The sequence below is a fragment of the Paenibacillus hodogayensis genome (assembly GCF_039536325.1).
Taxonomy (GTDB): Bacteria; Bacillota; Bacilli; order Paenibacillales; family NBRC-103111; genus Paenibacillus_AB; species Paenibacillus_AB hodogayensis.
On record NZ_BAAAYO010000013.1, the window covers coordinates 396,274 to 417,243 of the forward strand.

The 20,970-nt window shown below is 50.3% G+C and carries 25 protein-coding genes and 1 tRNA gene; 6 read left to right on the forward strand and 20 right to left on the reverse strand.

Annotated elements, in window-relative coordinates; genetic code table 11:
- Nucleotides 1–70 precede the first annotated feature (70 nt).
- The 4 genes from ABD796_RS27965 to rpsF all read right to left on the reverse strand — a co-directional run bounded on the left by ABD796_RS27965 (nt 71) and on the right by rpsF (nt 1,901).
- Nucleotides 71–568, reverse strand: coding sequence for an RNA polymerase sigma factor (locus ABD796_RS27965; RefSeq protein ID WP_344914528.1), 498 nt, complete (start codon nt 566–568; stop codon nt 71–73).
- 195 nt (nt 569–763) lie between these two features.
- Nucleotides 764–1,039 (reverse strand): 30S ribosomal protein S18, encoded by a 276-nt coding sequence (gene rpsR, locus ABD796_RS27970; protein WP_138880904.1) that lies wholly within the window; start codon nt 1,037–1,039, stop codon nt 764–766.
- A gap of 20 nt (nt 1,040–1,059) precedes the next feature.
- On the reverse strand, nt 1,060–1,566 hold the full coding sequence (gene ssb / locus ABD796_RS27975) for a single-stranded DNA-binding protein (protein WP_344914532.1): 507 nt from the start codon (nt 1,564–1,566) through the stop codon (nt 1,060–1,062).
- Nucleotides 1,567–1,616: 50 nt separating this feature from the next.
- Nucleotides 1,617–1,901, reverse strand: a complete 285-nt coding sequence (gene rpsF, locus ABD796_RS27980) for a 30S ribosomal protein S6 (RefSeq protein ID WP_344914535.1) — start codon at nt 1,899–1,901, stop codon at nt 1,617–1,619.
- Nucleotides 1,902–2,134: 233 nt separating this feature from the next.
- On the opposite strand from rpsF, the gene ABD796_RS27985 reads away from it, so the two are divergent.
- Nucleotides 2,135–2,320, forward strand: coding sequence for a YjzC family protein (locus ABD796_RS27985; RefSeq protein ID WP_344914537.1), 186 nt, complete (start codon nt 2,135–2,137; stop codon nt 2,318–2,320).
- Nucleotides 2,321–2,434: 114 nt separating this feature from the next.
- On the opposite strand, the gene ABD796_RS27990 is transcribed toward ABD796_RS27985, so the two are convergent.
- From ABD796_RS27990 to ABD796_RS28005, 4 genes are all read right to left on the reverse strand, one after another.
- Nucleotides 2,435–2,525: transfer RNA gene (locus ABD796_RS27990), tRNA-Ser, on the reverse strand.
- A gap of 120 nt (nt 2,526–2,645) precedes the next feature.
- Nucleotides 2,646–2,861: a DUF951 domain-containing protein gene (locus ABD796_RS27995; RefSeq protein WP_344914539.1), complete on the reverse strand. Its 216-nt coding sequence runs from the start codon at nt 2,859–2,861 to the stop codon at nt 2,646–2,648.
- Between the two features lie 29 nt (nt 2,862–2,890).
- Nucleotides 2,891–3,766, reverse strand: coding sequence for a mechanosensitive ion channel family protein (locus ABD796_RS28000; protein WP_344914541.1), 876 nt, complete (start codon nt 3,764–3,766; stop codon nt 2,891–2,893).
- A gap of 74 nt (nt 3,767–3,840) precedes the next feature.
- Entirely contained in the window at nt 3,841–4,077 is a 237-nt protein-coding gene (locus ABD796_RS28005) for a putative Se/S carrier protein (protein ID WP_344914619.1), read from the reverse strand.
- Between the two features lie 165 nt (nt 4,078–4,242).
- Here ABD796_RS28005 and yyaC point away from each other — a divergent pair, with 165 nt between their 5' ends.
- A complete protein-coding gene (gene yyaC / locus ABD796_RS28010) occupies nt 4,243–4,854 on the forward strand; it encodes a spore protease YyaC (RefSeq protein ID WP_344914543.1) in 612 nt (203 codons plus the stop codon).
- Here the strand turns inward: yyaC and ABD796_RS28015 are convergent.
- The 12 genes from ABD796_RS28015 to rpmH form a co-directional block, all read right to left on the reverse strand.
- Nucleotides 4,820–5,326, reverse strand: coding sequence for a DUF4446 family protein (locus ABD796_RS28015; RefSeq protein ID WP_344914545.1), 507 nt, complete (start codon nt 5,324–5,326; stop codon nt 4,820–4,822). The two genes, yyaC and ABD796_RS28015, sit on opposite strands and share 35 nt — an antisense overlap.
- Before the next feature lie 45 nt (nt 5,327–5,371).
- A complete protein-coding gene (locus ABD796_RS28020) occupies nt 5,372–6,532 on the reverse strand; it encodes an aminotransferase class V-fold PLP-dependent enzyme (protein ID WP_344914547.1) in 1,161 nt (386 codons plus the stop codon).
- Between the two features lie 131 nt (nt 6,533–6,663).
- Nucleotides 6,664–7,518, reverse strand: coding sequence for a ParB/RepB/Spo0J family partition protein (locus tag ABD796_RS28025; protein WP_344914549.1), 855 nt, complete (start codon nt 7,516–7,518; stop codon nt 6,664–6,666).
- Nucleotides 7,511–8,272, reverse strand: coding sequence for a ParA family protein (locus tag ABD796_RS28030; RefSeq protein ID WP_344914621.1), 762 nt, complete (start codon nt 8,270–8,272; stop codon nt 7,511–7,513). Before ABD796_RS28030 ends, ABD796_RS28025 begins: the two co-directional genes overlap by 8 nt.
- A 491-nt stretch (nt 8,273–8,763) precedes the next feature.
- Nucleotides 8,764–9,582, reverse strand: a complete 819-nt coding sequence (noc, locus tag ABD796_RS28035) for a nucleoid occlusion protein (RefSeq protein ID WP_344914623.1) — start codon at nt 9,580–9,582, stop codon at nt 8,764–8,766.
- 217 nt (nt 9,583–9,799) lie between these two features.
- Entirely contained in the window at nt 9,800–10,519 is a 720-nt protein-coding gene (gene rsmG / locus ABD796_RS28040; RefSeq protein WP_344914551.1) for a 16S rRNA (guanine(527)-N(7))-methyltransferase RsmG, read from the reverse strand.
- Between the two features lie 4 nt (nt 10,520–10,523).
- On the reverse strand, nt 10,524–12,413 hold the full coding sequence (mnmG, locus tag ABD796_RS28045; RefSeq protein WP_344914553.1) for a tRNA uridine-5-carboxymethylaminomethyl(34) synthesis enzyme MnmG: 1,890 nt from the start codon (nt 12,411–12,413) through the stop codon (nt 10,524–10,526).
- Nucleotides 12,414–12,459: 46 nt separating this feature from the next.
- On the reverse strand, nt 12,460–13,833 hold the full coding sequence (gene mnmE / locus ABD796_RS28050) for a tRNA uridine-5-carboxymethylaminomethyl(34) synthesis GTPase MnmE (RefSeq protein WP_344914555.1): 1,374 nt from the start codon (nt 13,831–13,833) through the stop codon (nt 12,460–12,462).
- Between the two features lie 176 nt (nt 13,834–14,009).
- Nucleotides 14,010–14,627, reverse strand: coding sequence for an RNA-binding cell elongation regulator Jag/EloR (jag, locus tag ABD796_RS28055; RefSeq protein WP_344914558.1), 618 nt, complete (start codon nt 14,625–14,627; stop codon nt 14,010–14,012).
- Complete coding sequence (gene yidC, locus ABD796_RS28060) at nt 14,624–15,370, reverse strand: membrane protein insertase YidC (protein WP_344914560.1); 747 nt, start codon at nt 15,368–15,370, stop codon at nt 14,624–14,626. The genes jag and yidC overlap by 4 nt, the downstream gene beginning before the upstream one ends.
- A gap of 199 nt (nt 15,371–15,569) precedes the next feature.
- Nucleotides 15,570–15,917 (reverse strand): ribonuclease P protein component, encoded by a 348-nt coding sequence (gene rnpA, locus ABD796_RS28065; RefSeq protein ID WP_344914561.1) that lies wholly within the window; start codon nt 15,915–15,917, stop codon nt 15,570–15,572.
- Nucleotides 15,918–15,984: 67 nt separating this feature from the next.
- Entirely contained in the window at nt 15,985–16,119 is a 135-nt protein-coding gene (gene rpmH / locus ABD796_RS28070; RefSeq protein WP_110841751.1) for a 50S ribosomal protein L34, read from the reverse strand.
- 531 nt (nt 16,120–16,650) lie between these two features.
- Here rpmH and dnaA point away from each other — a divergent pair.
- The 4 genes from dnaA (at nt 16,651) to recF (ending at nt 20,957) form a co-directional block, all read left to right on the forward strand.
- Entirely contained in the window at nt 16,651–18,015 is a 1,365-nt protein-coding gene (dnaA, locus tag ABD796_RS28075) for a chromosomal replication initiator protein DnaA (RefSeq protein WP_344914567.1), read from the forward strand.
- A 225-nt stretch (nt 18,016–18,240) separates the two neighbouring features.
- Nucleotides 18,241–19,383 carry a DNA polymerase III subunit beta gene (gene dnaN / locus ABD796_RS28080; protein ID WP_344914569.1) on the forward strand — a complete coding sequence of 381 codons (1,143 nt, stop codon included), beginning with the start codon at nt 18,241–18,243 and terminating at the stop codon, nt 19,381–19,383.
- A gap of 23 nt (nt 19,384–19,406) precedes the next feature.
- Complete coding sequence (gene yaaA / locus ABD796_RS28085; protein ID WP_344914571.1) at nt 19,407–19,625, forward strand: S4 domain-containing protein YaaA; 219 nt, start codon at nt 19,407–19,409, stop codon at nt 19,623–19,625.
- A 216-nt stretch (nt 19,626–19,841) separates the two neighbouring features.
- Entirely contained in the window at nt 19,842–20,957 is a 1,116-nt protein-coding gene (gene recF, locus ABD796_RS28090) for a DNA replication/repair protein RecF (protein WP_344914573.1), read from the forward strand.
- Nucleotides 20,958–20,970 lie beyond the last annotated feature (13 nt).

A 20,970-nucleotide genomic window follows, 5' to 3' on the forward strand; every position in this document is an offset into this window, starting at 1 on the left:
ACCCTTTTCCAAAAGAGTCGGAGGTTTTTCTTTATTTAAGAAGGAAGGCGCGATCTGTCCAAGTTTCGGATCAGCGCGCTTCCAGCAGCTCTCTCATCCGTTTCCGGGCCCGGTGCACCAACGTTTTGATCGCATTTTCGGTGACGCCGATCTGTTCGGCAATTTCCTTATAGGTCAGACCGCGGTTCATCAGCAGCAGCAGCACTTGGCGGTCGCGCGGCTTCAATTGATCGAGCGCCTGGCGAATCTCCTTGCGCAGCTCGGCCCCAACCGCCGCCCCTTCGGGCGAAGCGTCGAGCATCGGCATATCCGGAATCGAGTCGAGCGGAACGTGCACGGCTCTTCTTTTTTTACGCCACTGGTCGACGAACAGATGATAGCCCGTCTTGAACAGCCATGCCTTGGCCGTCTCGGGCTGAACCCGCTTCTCGTACATGCGTACGAACGTCTCCTGCGCCAAATCGGCCGCTTCGCTGTCATCGCCCGTCCGACGCGCCAAATAACGGTGCAAAGGCACCCGATAAAGTCTATATACATGTTGAAACGATTGTTCTTCAGCTTGTGTCATGTGGCCCAGCCTCTTTCATGTTTCTTTTTGATCCACGGGACTATTGTACCGCGCAAACCTTAAGGAGAATCAGGCCTAATTCTTAACTTTCTCTTAAAATAGACATTCCGCGGGCAAAAAAAGAAGCAGAGCGCAAGCGCCCTGCTTCTTTCATTCACGTATTCATATATCCGGTCAAGACGGCTATCGCCGATCCTACTCCGTTGTATACGGCAGCAATGCGATTTGACGGGACCGCTTGATTGCGATCGTCAGCATGCGTTGGTATTTCGCCGAAGTACCGGTGACACGGCGTGGCAAAATTTTGCCGCGCTCGCTGATGAATTTCTTCAGCGTTTCGATGTCTTTATAGTCAATGTGAGTGATTTTGTTGGCTGTGAAGTAACATACCTTGCGGCGCTTGTTGCGTCCGCCTTTTTTGGAGAACTTGCGTTCGCCGCGGTCTTCTCCGCCCTCACGTCTGTTGTTCATGCGAGATCATTCCTTTCTGCCTAGAATGGCAAATCATCATCGGAAATATCGATGGGCTTCCCATCGTCCGAGAACGGATCTTGGTCGTTCCGCGATCCCCCGTATCGGTTGCCGCCGCCGTTTCCTCCGCCGCTGCCACCAGAGCTGCCTCCGCCAGGACCGCCATTGCCTCCGCCGCCGCCGAACTCATCGCGGTTCCCTCCGCTGTTCGCCGATTCCAGAAAACGTACGTTATCGGCGATTACTTCGGTCACATATACCCGCTTGCCTTCGTTGTTGTCGTAGTTGCGAACCTGAATACGGCCCTCTACTGCCGTCAATCGGCCTTTGCGCAAATAGTTTGCGCACGTTTCCGCCAATTGCCGCCATGTAACGACCGGAATAAAGTCGGCTTCACGCTGGTTTTGCTGGTTCGAGAACGGACGGTCTACCGCAATCGTAAACTGCGTAACGGCTACGCCGGAAGGCGTATAACGCAGCTCCGGATCGCGAGTAAGCCTGCCGATCAGAATAACACGGTTCAACAATCGAAACCCCTCCCTAACGATCGGACTGCAAAACAAATAAGCGCAATAAATTAAGCTACGTCTTTGACGATCAGGTAACGAATGATTTCGTCGGAAATCTTCATCACGCGGTCAAGCTCGACGATGACTTCGGAAGTTGCGTTGAAATGAACCAACACATAAACTCCGTCACGGAACTTGTTGATCTCATACGCAAGACGGCGCTTGCCCATTACGTCATGCTTTGCAATTTCGCCACCGTTGTTGATGATGCCTTGGAATTTCTCGATCGTCGCTTGAACAGCTTCTTGCTCGATGTCAGAGCGAATGATGTACATCACTTCGTATTTGCGCATGGATATTCACCTCCTTTTGGACTTAGCGGCTTCCGGATTGACCAGAAGCAAGGAGCGGGCTTTTCAATCAAAACTCGCACCTTATCACTATATCAAAACTGGTTTCACAATACAAGTCGGTGACCGCTGCGGTTTCATCTAAATGTTGGTCGATTCGCGCCGGAATGGAATAAGCCGATTTTTCGCAACCTATAGGGCGTACCACTCATTCTGTATGAGCCGGAGGTGACGACATGGGAGAACAAACGGAATTCAAACCGGGCGCGGTCGCCCCGAACAACGGAACCTATATCGAAATCGGAGAAAACGATTTTCATATGGGTATTAACGATCCGAAGCAAATCCATATGAAGGCCGGCGAAAAATTTCCCGAGACGACCAACAAGGATCGGAAATGGACCAAAAAAGGCAACAATTGATCCAACGCCAGAGCTAACCGCTTTAGCCGAACAGACCTCCTTCTGCGGGAGGTTTGTTTGTGGCTAAATAGCAAAAAACCTCTCACGGGTGAGAGGTTCATCATGTTTGAAGTATGGCGGAAAGGGTGGGATTCGAACCCACGCACGCCTTGCGACGCCTAGCTGATTTCGAGTCAGCCCCCTTGGGCCTCTTGGGTACCTTTCCGTATCGGCCTTGTCCCCAAAAATAAGGACAAGAATGATTATAGCACACCGATTTGGCATTTAGCAAGTGTTGTTTTTAGCTAAATTTACCGGCAAACCTGTAGGTCAAATCCGTTCCGGATCAAGTGTCCGATTCTTCTTTGGGCGCCGCTGTCTTAAGCACTTTTTTCATCTTTTTCTCGAATTCGGCGCGCGGAATAAGCACGCTATGCTTGCAATGTACGCATTTGATCCGAATATCCATCCCCATACGGATAATTTCCCATTCATTCGTGCCGCATGGGTGCGGTTTCTTCATTTGCACCGTATCGCCCAGGTCGAATACTTTTCTCTCCACTCGTAACGCCCTCCCCTATCCCTCAGCGATCAGCCGATTTTTTTCAGGCCGTTCTGCTCCAGCGCCTTCATCAGCTCCAAGTTCAGCACCCTCATGATGTCCGCCTGCGTATTAGGCCGGCATTCGGCGGAAATCCGCAGTGTTACATCCGTATTGGTTACCGTCTGAACGCCCAGCACAACGGGCTCCTTCACGATCAGATCGCTGCTTTCATAGACGCGCAGCACCGTTTCCTTCGTAATCACCAGCGCCTTCTCCAAATCTGCTTCATAAGCGACCGTCACATCAACCACAGCAAGTGAATTATGACTGGAAAAATTAGTGACTTGCGTAATAAGACCATTCGGGATGATATGCACTTCCCCCGTCCAATTGCGGATCCGGGTAACACGTATGCCGATCTCTTCAACCGTTCCTTTGAACGTGCCGGTCTGGATAACATCCCCTACCGCGAATTGATCCTCGAATATAATAAAGAAACCGGTAATGACATCCTTCACCAGACTCTGCGCCCCGAAGCCGATCGCCAAGCCAAGCACGCCCGCCCCCGCCAAAATCGGCGCCAGATTAAACCCGAACTGCGACAATATTAAAATAATCATAAAAAAATTGACCGTCGACGAAATCAGGCTGCCGATCAGTTTGCCGATCGTCTTCGTTCGGCGCGGATCGAACTTGAGCGGGCTTTTCTCCCGTTCCTGAATCATATGGGAGACTGCGCGTCTCGTTATCATATTCACGATATGACCCGCTGCATAAATAATGATGACTTTCAGTACCACCGTCAGCCAGGTGGTCCAGTTGACCGGATCGACGATATAATTCCAAGTCGTCTGTTTAAAATGCTCCCATCCGCTCAAATCCTGCACCAGCTCTGCCAACGTATGATTCGTATTTCCATCCATGGCTTGTCCTCCGATAATGCGTGTATGGCACATGATTTTGATTCGCGCGTCGTGTAAGAAAGCGTTTGTCCAGCTTAAACCACCTGATTGTACTCATTGTTTATTTTTCTGAAAATTCCGCGAATTTCCACGTTCTCGTCGTGAATGATGCTCTTCACCTGTTCCAGATCGTCGGCGGGGAAATCGATCGACAGAGCGCAGCCTGCGGTAATCTCTTTCGGCGTAGGACGGATGTCGATATCCACATCTGCATATTCAAGCAGCATCTCCGTTCTCAGCGCTTGCTGGGTCGAGTCAAAGGCGATCAGCATCGTTTCCAAGCGTATTCCCCTCCGTTTCCGTCTGCGTGCAAAAGTCGTGCGATTCTATCGCTTTGCTACGTATAAATAGGCTCTCTTATTCGTATACTAGTAGAACAATAGCGAACGATACAAGAGATCGTACGAATACAAGATCCAATTTGGGAGGAACCGTCCATGAAGTTTTCGCTCGGCTTATTCCAGAAACCCGACCCAGCCTCATATCGTTTCAATTACAGCGATCCCGACGTCGTGAACGGACTGACTCAGCGCTTGTTTCAATATTTCGCGCAAGTCCCCTCCCATCAACAAATCGTATTCGTTTGCATCGGAACGGATCGGTCGACCGGCGACTCGCTCGGTCCTTTAATCGGCACTCATCTCCATAAGCACCAATACAGCGGATTGCACTTATTCGGGACTTTGGATGAACCGGTCCACGCCATGAATCTGAACGACTCCATTGCCGAGATCGAACGGTCGTACGACTCTCCTTACATTGTCGCTATAGATGCATGCCTCGGTCAAGTGTCCAGCGTAGGATGCATCACCGTAGCCGATGGGCCGGTCAAACCGGGCGCCGGCGTGCAGAAGGAGCTTCCTTCGCTTGGCGATATGCATGTTACCGGCATCGTGAACGTTGGCGGATTCATGGAATATTTCGTTTTGCAAAACACGAGATTGAGCGTCGTCATGAGAATGTCCGAGATCATCTCCCGCTCCATCTTTCGCTCCTTGATGATGGCCAGACGCATCACTTCGGTTCAACAGGCTCCAGGCATTGACTGATCGCTTGCTTTTCTTCCGGCGTTAGCTTGTATTCCGATGTTCCCCCGGTTATCGGTTTGGCATATACATACGTTTCATCCCGAGTGTGAATGCCCGTCAGAACGACGCCGTCCTGCTGCTCGCTCAGAATCGCCACCGAGAAGCTGAGATCGGCGCCACGTTCCTCGAAAGCATTAAACCGGCAAACCGCGATTTTCGATTTCATCGTTTTGAGAGTCGATTCTATACGCTGCAGACGTTCCTCCTGCCGATCCGCCGCCATCAGGGCGGCATCTGTCTTTTGCCGATACTCCATCAAAGCCTGCTCCAGCTCTTTGATATCCAGTCCGCCCAATATGCCTACATACCTTTTCTTGAGCCGTGACAGCTTAACGGAGACGATCAAGAGGACGATCAATAATAGGATGATGATAGCGGCAAGCCCTAAAGCAACGGCTGCTTCAGGCTGCATCGTTTGGCTCCACTCGTTCAAAGGGTTAGCTTCCTTTCGTTCTCGTTTCTCCGCTTATTTCATCCATCAAGCCATTTGGCGATAATGTCCGCTAATTTCACGAACCGCGGCAATAAAATTGTTGATTTCCGAATCCGTCGTATAATAACCGATACTCGCCCGCACCGCCCCGGTTTCCAGCGTACCGGCCGCACCATGCGCCAATGGCGTACAATGATACCCTGACCTCACCGCTATCTCGAAGCTTTGATCGAGAATAAAGGCAACTTCAGAGCTATCCGCATGATCCATCACGAATGCCGCAATCCCCGTCTTGGGTTCCCCAAGAGCTGGTCCTAACAACCTCACTCCATCGATCGCCAGCAAACCTTCCATCAACGTCTGGATTTGATTCCATTCTTTATTATGGATCACCTCCACGCCTTCATTCAGGACAAATTTGGCTCCCTCTCTCAGTCCGGCGATGCCGACGGTATTTTGCGTCCCCGCCTCGTACCGATCTGGCCTGACCGTAGGCTGATCGAGCGATTCCGATTGACTGCCCGTCCCCCCGTGCATCAACGGCGTTAGTTCCAGATTTGGGTGTATGTACAGCCCTCCCGTTCCTTGCGGACCCAGAAGCCCTTTGTGTCCGGGGAAAGCAAACATGTCGATCCCCATATGTTCCACATGCAGCGGTACCACACCTGCGGTTTGAGCCCCGTCTATGAGCAGCTTCGCCCCTTTGCGCTTCACGATCTCGGCGATTTGTTCGATCGGCAATATCGTCCCCAATAAATTCGAGCTGTGATTGCACACGACCAGTCTCGTATTGGCTTGAAACGCTTCCTCCACATGCCGCGGCTGAACCTGCCCTTTCTCGTCCGCCTCTACATAGGTGATTTGTACCCCATGCTCTCTTTTCAAATACTCCAACGGCCGTCTTACCGAATTATGCTCTACATTGGTGCAGATGACATGATCGCCCGGCTTTACAAACCCTTTGATGGCTATATTCAAAGCCATCGTCGTATTTAGCGCATAGGAAATATCATTCGGATTATTTATGCCCAACAGCTTCGCAAGCACGCTGCGGCCCTCAAACAAGATCCGGCTCGCCTTCACCGCCATCTGGTGGCTGCCGCGACCCGGATTAGCAGGAATTAACATACTTGCTTGCATCGCTTCCAATACGGCCGGAGGCTTCGGCCATGAGGAGGCGGCATTATCGAAATATTTTATAGCCATAGGACGACCTCCTTCCTCACTCTTTTGATATGCGAATACACCGGTGCTAAGGGGTAAAAAAAGCATACCCTGCCATTTGCCGCTTACAGGCAAAGCCGTGGTATGCTTCCGGTGCAGCTTTATAATCTCGTTTAACTTATTTTTCCCTGCAGCAGTTCGAGTAACCGTTCCAAATCATCCTTGGAATAGTAAAGAAGCTCAATTTTCCCCTTATCGTTCTGGTGTTTGATTTTCACTGTCGTCCGGTACCGATCGCGCAGTGATTCCTCCAGCTGATCGATATAAGGATCAGCCCTTTTCTCCTTCACCTTTTCCACTTGCGGCTGTTTGGCTTCTTCCAGCTGCTTGATGTAGTCCTCGAGATAGCGGACGCTCCACTCGTTCTTTACCGTCAAGTGAGCTAATTCTTTCTTTATCTTATCGTCCTTCACCCCGACGATTGCTCGGGCATGACCCATCGATAATGTTCCACGTGAAACATGTTGCTTCACTTCCTCAGGAAGCTGGAGCAACCGCAAAAAGTTGGCGATATGCGATCTGCTCTTCCCTACCTTAACGGAAAGCTCTTCTTGCGTAAATTGAAACTGTTCGACCAACGCTTGATACGCTTGAGCGATTTCGATTGCATTCAAATCCTCGCGCTGCACATTCTCAATGAGAGCAATTTCCATCACTTGTTGATCGGAAAATTTACGAACGACTGCAGGTATCTTTTCCAATCCGTTAAGCTGGGATGCGCGGAAACGCCGTTCACCCGCTATAATTTCGAAGCCCCTCAATACGGTCCGAACGATAATCGGCTGAATGACTCCGTGTTCTTTAATGGACTGCGCCAGCTCTGCAATCGAATCCTCGTTAAACGTTTTGCGGGGCTGGTAAGGGTTTGGCCGAAGCTCCTTCAGTGGAATTTCAACCACTTTATCTTCCTCGCCGACATGAAGCGATGGGATGAGCGCATCAAGTCCTTTTCCCAACCGTTTACTCATAGGAGACCACTTCCTTCGCCAATTCCAAATACACTTCCGCTCCCTTGGAACGCGGATCGTAAGTTATGATGGATTGCCCGTGACTGGGAGCCTCGCTCAAACGCACATTGCGTGGGATGATCGTCTGATACACCTTTTGCTGAAAATACTTTTTCACTTCTTCTATAACTTGAATACCCAGATTCGTTCTCGCATCAAACATCGTCAGCAGCACACCCTCGATTTGCAAATGTGTGTTCAGATGCTTTTGGACGAGTCTGACCGTATTCAACAATTGGCTCAATCCTTCTAGCGCGTAATACTCGCATTGAATCGGAATGATAACCGAGTCGGCCGCCGTCAAGGAATTGATCGTCAAAATGCCTAAGGATGGCGGACAATCGATTAAAATATAATCGAACATATGCTTCACGAGCTGCAGCGATTTCTTCAATCGCACTTCCCGGGAAATCGTCGGTACAAGCTCGATTTCAGCTCCGGCCAATTGAATCGTAGCTGGAATTATTTTCAAGTTTTCAATAGCAGAATCGACAATCGCATCTTTCGGATGCACATCGTTAATGATGACATCGTAAATACAATAAACGACATCCGCTTTATTTACGCCAATTCCGCTCGTCGTATTGCCTTGCGGATCAATATCGACAAGCAGTACTCTTTTGCCCAATGTAGCTAAGCAGGCGCCTAAATTTACCGAGGTCGTCGTTTTGCCGACTCCGCCTTTCTGATTTGCGACAGCAATAATCTTCGCCAACATCTTCACCTCTATCAAAATTACGCACACAGCATACTCCGTGTACAGCACCCTGCACAACGACCCTGTCGCAAACCGCGCACTCTCTCACTCTATTATTTTACTATTTGGAGGTCCCGCTGCTCTGACCATCATTGAAAAGACCGACACATCAATCCTGCTTGCCCTTCGTGAGGGTACCACCGATCGATCGGCTTCCCGATTACACAATTCCAGTTTAACGCATTGCAACGTAGAATGGAAAGACTGAATACCAACGCGACGTGATGTCGCTTGGCCATTTCAGCAGCTTCCACTCTACATGCAGATTAAACGAAGCATTTCCTTAACCTGCAATTGGCTTTTAACCGGCCCGCGTTCAACCAGAAGGGAAAGCTTCCCTTGGGCTCATTCTTCCAACAAGCACAATTGCAGCTGCGGATGATCACTGCCCATTCCTATAGAAGAAAGAAAAGCTCCAACGATTGGAGCTGAATGATCGAAGTTCAAGGTTAATGTTTTTTTGGTATGCGGATTATAAATTCATAATGATCGTCATGATCCTTCTCGTCGGTTTTAATCTGCAATCCGGACCCGGCTACCATCTCCACGGATTGGCGAATGGTATTCAGCGCCAGCCGCACGTCTTTGGAGAACGATACCCTCTTGGTTTTCTTAATGGCGGCAGCTTCCTTATAGTAGGCTACTCTCGCTTCGGTTTGCTTGACGTTTAATTCCTTCGTAATAATATCATTCAATACTTTGACCTGCAGCTCCTCTTGATCCAGAGCAAGGAGAGCTCGGGCATGGCGTTCTGTGATTTTTCGTTCAAGCAAAGCTTGCTTTACCGGTTCGCTCAAATTCAACAGCCGGATTTTATTGGCAATCGTCGACTGACTTTTCCCGAGCCTTTGGGCCAAGCTTTCCTGAGTCAAACCGTGTATTTCCATTAATTTCTGATAGGCGATCGCTTCTTCAAGTGCAGTAAGCCCTTCGCGCTGCAAATTTTCGATCAACGCAATAGAAGCAGCCTGAGCATCATTAAACTCGCGAACGATGGCCGGAACCGTATCCAGTCCCAGCTTCTTGACCGCTCTCCATCTTCGTTCCCCGGCAATGATCTCAAATTTATGATTGCGGACTCGGACAATAATGGGCTGGATAACCCCGTGTGTCTTGATCGTTTGACAAAGCTCATCAATACGTTCATCATCAAAAATCGTCCTGGGCTGGTAAGGGCTTGGCACGATTTCATGAACGGATATGTTTTTCACTTCGTCTTGATTCGTCCGATCCGCAAACCCGAATAGCTTGGAGAATTGTTCTTTCATATGGAAACCAATCACCCAATTCCTTTCGTTGCAAGGAAAGCCTAGCCGAATGTTTTGCATCGGCGTTCGACTCTTCGCTGCCATCCTACCATTCGAACTACACCTTATATTAATTCTCCAGAAACTATCATTTTCCTGCCTTGCCGGCAGAAACAATTTGTGATTGTTTCACGTGGAACAATGATTCGGCATGAAAAGGAACCCACTTCGACGGTCTTCATAATGGCTGCTTTAAAGGGATACCAGCCTTGCGCGGATATTTGGCAGGCGTACTGCCTACCTTATCGATCAATACCAAATGTCTTGTTGCCTGCTCAATCGGAAGCTCGAAGCGTACGACAGATCTAACCTCTCCCCGCAGCTGCTTCAAGCTAAATTTGGCTTCTTGAACCTCCTCGCCCGGCTCGGAACCTTTCATCGCGGCGAAGACACCTTTCGGTTTCACGAAAGGCAAACAAAATTCATTCAGTACGTTCAAGCGGGCAACCGCCCGAGCGGTAACCACTTCATACGAATCGCGCAGTTCTGCGTTCCGGGCCAAGTCCTCCGCCCTGCCGTGCAAGCATTGAACATCGCTTAATTCCAACGCCTGAACGATATGATTCAAAAATTGAATCCGCTTGTTCAACGAATCAACGATCGTAACCTTTAGCTGCGGAAATATGATTTTCAAGGGAATACTTGGAAAACCAGCTCCTGATCCTATATCCGCTAACGTGCGAATTTCCCCGAAAGGCAAAAAGAACGAAAGGGAAAGCGAGTCGTAAAAATGCTTGATATAAACCTGCTCCCTCTCGGTAATTCCAGTCAAGTTCATCTTCTCGTTCCAGGAGACCAGCAGCTGGAAATATGTCTCGAACTGATTCCACTGCTTGTCGGACAGCACCAGCTGCTTCTCCTTCAACAAATCGGTAAACAGCTTCTTCACATCATCCATCGTGTCAGCCTCTTGCCGCGGCAGTTTTATTGTAATGCTCCAGGAAGACGAGCAGGATCGAGATGTCCGCAGGAGTAACCCCGGATATGCGCGATGCTTGCCCGATTGATATCGGCCGGATTTCGTTCAGTCTCTGCTTGGCCTCATTGGCAATACCGTGAATGTCGGCGTAGTTCAAATCTTCAGGCAGCTTCTTCTTCTCCATCTTGGCCAGACGATCCACATGAATGAGCTGCTTCTCGATATAGCCCTCGTACTTGATCTGAATCTCCACTTGTTCCTTCATTTCCTCATCCAGCTCGAACGGGGACGGGTTCAACTGCTCAAGCTGCGCATACGTCACTTCTGGACGTCTCAGCAGCGTAATCATATCGACTGCATTATTAAGCGGCACGGTTCCGGCCTCCGTCAGCATCGCTTGCACTTGCGGCTCCGGACGAAGCTTGGTCGTCTTCAACCGATCGATCTCCAATGCGACCGTTTCTTTCTTATGGAGAAACTTCTCGTACCTTTGCTGGGAAATGAGACCGATCTCGTATCCCGTAGGCGTCAGACGCAGATCCGCATTATCGTGACGGAGCAAGAGACGGTATTCCGCTCTCGACGTTAACAGCCGGTACGGCTCGCTTGTTCCTTTCGTGACCAGATCGTCGATCAAGACACCGATATATCCTTGCGATCGATCCAATACGACCGGTTCTTTCCCTTGTACTTTAAGGGCCGCATTAATACCGGCCATGATCCCTTGCCCGGCTGCTTCTTCGTATCCGGACGTTCCGTTAATTTGACCGGCGGTAAACAAGCCTTGCACCCGCTTCGTTTCCAGCGATGGCCACAGCTGAGTCGGCACGACTGCGTCATATTCGATGGCATAGCCGGTACGCATCATCTTTACTTGCTCTAGCCCGGGAATCGAACGCAAAATGCTCAACTGCACTTCTTCCGGCATACTGGTGGACAGCCCTTGAACGTAATATTCGGACGTATGGCGGCCTTCTGGCTCCAAGAAGATTTGATGCTTCGGCTTATCGCTAAAACGGACGATTTTATCTTCGATCGACGGGCAATAGCGCGGTCCCGTACCTTCGATCGCTCCGGAGAACATCGGGGCCCGATGCAGGTTGTTATTAATAATTTCATGCGTATCGGCCGATGTGTACGTTAACCAGCATGGCAGCTGCTCGCGTGCGAACGGCTCCGTTTCATGGGAAAAATATTTCGGGTTTTCGTCCCCGGGCTGAATTTCCATTTTGGAAAAATCAATCGTTTCTTTTTGCACGCGCGGCGGTGTGCCGGTCTTGAAACGAACGAGCTCGAAGCCGAGGTTTCTCAAGCTCTCCGACAACTTCACCGAAGGCTGCTGGTTGTTCGGTCCGCTCTCGTACATCAGATCTCCCATGATGACTTTCCCGCGCAAATAGGTGCCGGTCGTCAACACGATCGCTTTGCCAAAATACTGCGCTCCCGTTTTCGTAACGACCCCGGTGCATACGCCATCCTCGACGATCAGCTCCTCCACCATCCCTTGGCGAAGCGTCAGCTTTTCCTGCTTCTCGATCGTTTCCTTCATCGTATGCTGGTACAAAAACTTGTCGGCTTGCGCCCGCAGCGCGTGAACAGCCGGTCCTTTTCCCGTATTCAGCATGCGCAGTTGGATAAACGTTTTGTCGATATTGCGGCCCATCTCTCCGCCCAGCGCATCGATTTCGCGCACGACATGCCCTTTGGCCGGCCCCCCAATCGAAGGATTGCACGGCATAAAAGCGACCATATCCAGATTGATCGTCAGCAGCAGCGTCTCGCAGCCCATCCTCGCGGAGGCCAGCGCAGCTTCGCAGCCCGCATGGCCGGCTCCGATAACGATTACGTCAAATTGACCTGCCGAGTAATTCATTTGAAACCCTCCTTTGCTTTTTTGAATAAGAACATATGTTCCAAAATTATTTACCGAGACAAAATTGAGAAAAAATTTGATCGATCAACGACTCGCCTATCGAATCCCCTACGAGCTCGCCCAGGCTCTCCCAGGCGTGGCGGATATCGATCTGAATCATATCGATCGGAATGCGCTCGTCGGCGGCTTTACGGGCCTCCTCAAGCGCCTGCTTGGCCTGCTTCAGCAAATGGATGTGCCTCACGTTGCTGACATACGTCATATCGTTGGTTTCCAGCTGTCCGCCGAAAAACAGGACGCCGATTGCCTGCCCTAGCCGGTCCAGGCCTTCTTCCTCCTTCACCGACATCTTGACGATGCGTTCCGGAGGGACGTTCGCCTCCAAATAAGACAGCTCGACAGCAGCAGGCAAATCGCTTTTATTTACGATTATAATACTCTGCTTCTCTTTCACTTGGGCGATCAGCTGCTTCTCTTCCTCGTGCAGCGGCTCGTTGCCGTTTACCACCAGCAGGATAAGATCGGCATCGGTCAAGGCGATGCGGGAGCGTTCTACGCCGATCCGTTCTACAATATCTTCGGTTTCCCGCAGCCCGGCCGTATCCAGCAGCTTTAAAGGAATGCCGTTCAGGTTGACATATTCTTCGATGACATCCCGGGTAGTCCCGGGAATATCCGTTACAATCGCTTTGTTCTCTTGAGCCAGCGCATTCAGGAGCGAGGACTTGCCTACGTTCGGACGTCCTACGATAGCGGTGACGATCCCCTCGCGCAATATTTTCCCTTGCTCCGCCGTATGCAGCAGCCTGTTCAGATCCGCGATGCCTTGTCCGCACTTGTCTTGGATAAAGGCGGTCGTCAGCTCTTCCACATCGTGCTCGGGATAATCGATATTGACTTCAATATGCGCCATCAACTCGACGAGCCGGTGACGCAGCAGCTTCACATGCTTCGACAGCGTTCCTTCTACTTGTCGCAGAGCGATTTTGTATGCCCGGTCCGATTTCGCGCGAATCAGGTCGATAACCGCTTCCGCCTGCGTCAGGTCGATTCTGCCATTTAAATAAGCCCGCTTCGTGAACTCGCCGGGCTCGGCTAACCGCACCCCTTGTTCCAGTACGAGATCCAACACTTTTTTGACCGAAATGATGCCGCCGTGACAGCTAATTTCCACTACGTCCTCGGTCGTAAAGGAGCGCGGCCCTTTCATGACCGTAACCAACGCCTCTTCGACCCGTTCCCGATCGGACGGCTGGATAATGTGGCCGTAATGTACCGTATGGGAAGATACGTCTTCCAGCTTTCCTTTAAAGGCGAACAATCGACCTACCTTTTGGATCGAATCGGCGCCGCTAACGCGAATGACGGATATTCCCCCTTCTCCTGTCGGAGTGGAAATAGCCGCTATTGTATCTGTCATGGAAGTTTGCACCACCTTTTCATTCCCATCTCATAAAAACAAAAACAATGACTCCCGCCCTCGCGGAGTCATTGCTCGATTCAATCGTTTGTTGCCGCAATGCCGCTAGCAGGCGGGCGGGCCGTCGAACTGCTTAGCGTGAGACCGGCGAATATCCGCATGGTCCGTCACGTCTCCTATCTCGGGGCAATCACTATCCGACGGTTCGGCTCTTCCCCTTTGCTGAACGTCTTCACCTCGGGGTGATTTTGCAGCTGCGAATGAATAACCTTCCGCTCCTGCGGCGACATGGGCTCCAGCACGACTTCTTTGCGCGTCCGGATGACACGCAGGGCGAGACGGTTCGACAACTCCTCGAGCGTCTGCCTGCGGCGCAAGCGGAACTGCTCTGCATCGAGCACGATTCGGACATGCGATGCGGCGTAGCGGTTTGCTACTATATTGACCAGATATTGCAAAGAGTCCAGCGTCTGTCCTCTTCTTCCGATCAGAATTCCTAATTCTTTGCCGATCAAATTGAACTGCACGCCGTCAGCGGTATTCTCACGATCGATTGTAACCTGGATGTCCATCTCTCGGAACACATCTCCCAGAAACGCGACAGCTTCTTCCAAAGCGTCCGGAATGAGCTCCAGCTCCACCTTCGCCTCTTTGGCGCCGATCAGGCCGAACAACCCTTTGGAAGGCTGCTCCAGCACCTTGCTCTTGACCCGGCTCTCCGCAACGTTCCATTGGGCTAGTCCGGATCTTATCGCATCCTCGATCGTTTTTCCCGTGACAACGATTGTTTTCATTTCGATAAGCCACCCTTTTGATTAGATCTACCGTATAGCAAATAAGATTGCACGACAGTAAACAGGTTGCTGTATACCCAATACAAAGGCAACGCCGAAGCGAAATTCATGGACATGACGAAAATCAAAACAGGGAAAATCAGCATTAGGTTCTGCATTTGCGGCGTCGTCTGGGAAGCCATAACCTTCTGCTGCAGGAACGTCGTAATCGCCGCCAGCGTAGGCAGTACATAGTACGGGTCCGGCGTGCCGAACTGCATCCACAGGAAGTTATGCTGACTGATCTCTCCATTACGCACGATAGCGTTGTAAAGCGCGATCAGAACCGGCATCTGCACGAGCAGCGGCAAACAGCCGGCAAGCGGGTTGACGCCGTTCTTCTGAAACAGCTTCATCGTTTCTTCTTGCTGCTTCTTCGGATCGTCCTTGTACTTTTCCTTGATCTTCTTCATCTCCGGCTGAATGCTCTGCATCGCCTTGGAGCTGCGGTACTGCTTGAGCGTGAGAGGAAGCACCAGGAACCGGATAATCACGGTCATGACCAGGATCGATAATCCGTACTGTCCCCAAAGCAATTCGGCGAACCAGTTCAGCAGCCACGAAAGCGGATGCACGAAATACCGGTCCCAGATGCCGTTCGCAGGATCGATGGGGTTCGTGTGTGCCGACATGCTGCCGCAGCCGGATAGCACAACCATCACGGCCGTAAACAGCAGGGCGAGTTGTATGCGACGTCGGGCCAAAATAAGCTTCCTCCTACATCTTTGTCTATACATCATCTATATGGCAAAACCAGCCGCATCCGAAAACGATCGGAACGCAGCACCAAATACGGGAACAGTCCCCTATCCAACATCAACTATAACACATGTTGGACGCCAAAGAAAACTTTTTAAAGGAAGCTAACCGAATCGTCTCTCCCTCTTTTATGAAAACGGACGCTCAAGTCTTTTCATTAAGCAGCTGAGCCCGTTTCAGTGCGTGCAGCATGCTTTTCTCCAACTGACCGTACTCCATATCGACCACCGGCTTGCGGGCAATGACGATAAAATCGTAATGGGAACGGATCTTGGCTTCGTTCAGACGTACGATTTCCTTCATCAATCTTCTGATCCGATTGCGGATAACCGCGCTGCCGAGCTTCTTGCTGACCGATACGCCCATCCGGAAACGCTCGATCCGCGGATTCGGCAAGCAATAGACGACCACCTGCATGTTGGCCGACGATTTGCCGTAACGGTACACCTTGTTGAAATCTTCCCTGCGGGTCAATCTCAATTCTTTTTGCATCCGATTCACCATCTGTTCGACTTCTTTATATAGGAAAAAGAAAAGACCACCTTGAAGTGGCCTTCCGTTACGCGCTGATTACTTTTCTTCCTTTTTGGCGGCGAGCTTTCAAAACTTTACGTCCGTTTTTCGTGCTCATTCTTTTACGAAAACCGTGCACCTTTTTGCGCTTGCTCACATTCGGTTTAAATGTCGGTCCCATCGTTCGCACCTCCTTACCTGTATTGCAGAGTTCATCGTCCGAAAACGCCTCTATCCATTAAATCATTTCTGCCTATAAAAGTCAATCTGCTTCCGGTACGCAAAATTTGCCGTCGCAACCTTCCCTTTTCGACCCGCTTCATCGCAATATGTCCACTTTCGTCAAACGTTATCCACCTGTGCACAACTTTCCACCCGCTTCAGACGGATTTTGTCGGGTTCTGCACAACGCATAAACAATATATTGTGCTGTGAACAACTTTTATGCACAAGGTCTAGATATTGTGGATAAGGTTTGAAAACACGCGCCGATTCTGCTATTATGGTATTGTTTTCGGTTGTGGACATTCTTTAGCTTTTCTCCGTTATCAACAGCTTGTGGATAAGATTGTGAACAATTTTCCCCTACGCATTTTTTCAAATTTCCCAATCCTATGACATTTGTGGATATTTTCCGACATCATCCTGCAAAGGATTCATTATAGCATGGCTCCCCGTCTTACCGGCAATGAAATGAAGGAGTGAACAAACTGTGGACGGTCATACCCACGATTTATGGCAGCAAGTGTTGTCCGTGATACAAACGAAATTAAGCAAACCAAGCTTCGACACTTGGCTCAAATCGACAAAGGCATCCGTCTTTACCGAATCGCAGCTGATTATTTGCGCACCGACCGATTTTGCCCGCGATTGGCTGGAAAGCCGTTATAAGAAAATGATATCCAAAACCGTTTTGGATTATTTGGGCCGCGATGTCGAGGTCAGCTTCGTGCTGCAGGATACCGAGCCTCTGGCTTCCAAATCAGCCCCTTTGCCTTCCGCGCAGCCGGTCAAGCCGACTCCGATCCAGGAAGACGGCAGCATTTACAACACGCTTAATCCCAAATATACGTTCGACACGTTCGTCATCGGCTCGGGCAACCGTTTCGCTCATGCCGCCTCGCTGGCCGTCGCCGAGGCGCCCGCGAAGACGTATAACCCGCTGTTCCTGTACGGGGGCGTCGGCTTGGGCAAAACTCACCTTATGCACGCCATCGGCAATTACGTACTCGAGCACAATCCGGATGCTCGGGTGTTGTACATTTCTTCGGAGAAATTTACGAACGAATTCATTAATGCCGTGCGCGACAACCGCGGCGAAGATTTCCGCAACAAATACCGCAAAATCGACGTTCTGCTCATCGACGACATTCAGTTTCTGGCCGGCAAGGAAGGGACTCAGGAGGAGTTTTTCCATACCTTCAACGCCCTGCACGAGGAGCGCAAGCAAATTATTATTTCCAGCGACCGCTTGCCCAAAGAAATTCCGACCTTGGAGGACCGGCTCCGCTCCCGCTTCGAATGGGGTCTCAATACCGACATTCAACCGCCGGATCTGGAGACGCGGATCGCCATCCTGCGCAAAAAAGCGAAAGCGGAAAACCTGGATATTCCCAACGAAGCGATGGTCTATATCGCCAACCAGATCGATACGAACATTCGCGAGCTGGAAGGCGCTTTAATCCGCGTCGTAGCCTATTCGTCGCTGATCAATCAGGATATTACGACCCATCTGGCCGCCGAGGCGCTCAAAGACATCATCCCGTCCAGCAGACCGAAAATCATTACGATTCAGGACATTCAGCAGCGGGTCGGCGAATTTTATAACTTGAAATTGGAAGACTTCAAGGCGCGCAAGCGAACAAAGGCCGTCGCTTTTCCCAGACAAGTGGCCATGTATTTGTCCCGAGAGCTCACCGATTACTCCCTTCCGAAGATCGGCGAGGCGTTCGGGGGACGGGATCATACGACCGTCATTCACGCTCACGAGAAAATCGCAACCGCCCTGCAATTGGACCAGGACTTATATAAAATCATTCAGTCGCTCACCGAGAAAATCAAAAATCCGTCCGCTTAATAGACGAAAGCCTATGCACAATCTATTCACATGTGGATAGGCTTTATTGTTCAAGGGTTTTGACCACATATCCACATATTCAGGGCCCCTACTACTTCTATCACTTTAAAAGATATATACTTATGAATAATAGAGTTGCCTCATCGGCAAACAGAAACGTCCATCCCGTCCGTTCGGTTTAGCTTATGCAACGATCGGAATCTTTTAGAACCAGGAGTTGAGATTATGAAACTGAATATTTTAAAAGACAGCTTGAACGATTCCATTCAGCATGTGTCCAGAGCCATCTCGAGCCGGACTACCATACCGATTCTCAGCGGCATCAAAATCGACGTCCAACCGGACGGTGTCACGCTTACCGCTTCCGATACGGAAATTTCCGTTCAAAGCTTCATTGCCCTCGAAAAAGAAGGGACCGAAATTATTCATGTGGAGACACCTGGAAGTGTTGTTCTCCCCGCCAAATTTTTTACGGAAATTATTAAAAAGCTGCCGTCTTCCGACGTGACCATCGAGGTCAGAGACAATTTCATTACGTGGATCCGTTCCGGATCGGCGGAAATTCAAATCGTCGGACTTGACCCCGAAGAATACCCGCTGCTGCCCCAACTGGAGGAGCAAAGCGTCGTTTCCATACCGAGCGATCTCTTGAAAACGATGATCCGGCAAACCACATTCGCCGTTTCGACAAGCGAGACCTCTCCGATTTTGACGGGCGTATTGTGGAATTTCTCTCCGGATCGGCTGAAGCTGATAGCATGCGACCGTTTGCGAATGGCGTCGCGGGAGGCACAGATCGAGGCGGGCACTGAAACCGGGCTGCAAAACATCGTCATTGCGGGCAAAAGTCTGAATGAGCTGAATAAACTGCTCCCCGATCAAAACACGCCGATTGAAATTGTCGTAGCGAACAACCAGGTTTTGTTTAAAATCGACCATATTTTGTTTTATACGCGTATTTTGGACGGCGCTTACCCGGATACGTCGAAGCTTATCCCTCAGTCGTTCCAAACACATCTGACCATCGACACAAAAAAGCTGGCCGACGCAATCGATCGCGCCTACTTGTTGTCGCGCGAAGAAAAAACGAACATCGTCAAAATGACGTTGAAAGACGAAAGAACGGTAGAAATCTCGTCCAGCTCCAGCGAACTCGGCAAAGTAACCGAGCAGATCGATACGCACGAGCTGACCGGGGATTTGCTCAGCGTTTCGTTCAACTCCAAATATATGCTGGATGCCTTGAAAGTCATCGACAGCGACTTTATCTCGCTTTGCTTCCGCGGAGCGATGCAACCGATCATTATGAAACCGGACGACCATGGCAATATGCTGCACCTGATCATGCCTTATCGCACGACCAACTGAACGGACGAACGGGGACTTTTACGATGAAAACCATTACGATCAACACGGAATATATTACGTTGGGCCAGTTTTTGAAATTGGCCGATTGCATTTCCACCGGCGGCGAAGCGAAGTTTTTCGTCAAAGAAGCGACGATCCGCGTCAATGACGTGCCGGAAAATCGCAGAGGCCGCAAGCTGTATGCCCAGGATCAAGTGGCTGTCGACGGCTACGGCACCTTTCTCGTTGCACGCCAAGGCTAGCGGCTTTCGCAGATCATTCGGCATCAAACTGCGGCTTTTTACTGCTGAAAAAGTGAATTGAGCGAAAAAACTTATCCACATGTGGATACGGACGCTATATTAGGGATGCCAATCCGACTGATGGTCCCGTTCTTAATAACGTACGCGTTTTTTGTGTGCGGAAAATACTTATCCACATGGGGATATTGTTCCGAATTTGTACGAGGAGGTCGTTTCTTGTATCTGAAAAGATTGGCGCTGCGCGACTACCGCAACTATGAATCCGTCGAGTTCTCTACCGAAGGCGCGGTCAATATTTTCGTCGGTCCGAACGCGCAGGGCAAAACGAATTTGCTTGAAGCGATATTCGTGCTCGCCCTGACGAAGTCGCACCGGACGCATCAGGACAAGGAATTGATCCGCTGGGGCGCGGAATCGACGGTGCTGCGGGGAGAACTGGACAAAAAATACGGACCGTGTACGCTCGATCTGACTTTTACGAACCAGGGCAAAAAGGCAAAAATCAACGGACTGGAGCAAAAAAAGCTAAGCGGCTTTATCGGGTCCCTTAACGTGGTCATGTTCGCTCCCGAAGATTTGAGCATTGTCAAAGGCTCGCCCGGCATACGCCGGCGTTTTCTCGATATGGAGATCGGCCAAGTTCAGCCGTCCTACCTGTACGATCTGACCCAATACCAGAAAGTGCTCGTGCAGCGAAACAATTTTTTGAAGCAGGCTTATAAAGATTCGGCCGCAAGCGGCATGATGATGGATGTCTGGAACGAACAACTTGTAACCCTTAGTATTAAAATTATGAAAAAACGTCAAAACTTTATTAATAAGCTGCAAATATGGGCGGAATCCATTCATCGAGGCATCACGAACGGCCTGGAGGCGCTTAAGATTGAGTACAAGCCATCCTTCGCCTACGAGGATTCGGTAGAAGAATCTGTTTTATTTGAGCAATATATGATAAAGTTATCACAGGCTAAAGATCAGGAATTACGCCGCAGCACGACGCTGTATGGCCCTCACCGGGACGATCTGGCTTTCTTCATCAACGGCAAGGACGTCCAGACGTTCGGTTCCCAAGGGCAGCAGCGTACGACCGCGCTGTCGCTGAAGCTGGCGGAAATCGAGTTCATCCAAGAGGAAGTGGGTGAATATCCGATTCTTCTGCTGGATGACGTACTATCCGAATTGGATACCTACCGGCAAACTCAACTTCTCGAGACGTTCCAGACTAAAGTTCAGACGTTCATCACGACGACCGGCGTGGAAAGCCTTCAGATGAACCGACTGGAGAACGCCTCCATTTTTCATGTGCGAAACGGCGAATTGGTGCTTTCTTGACTCGCCAACAATC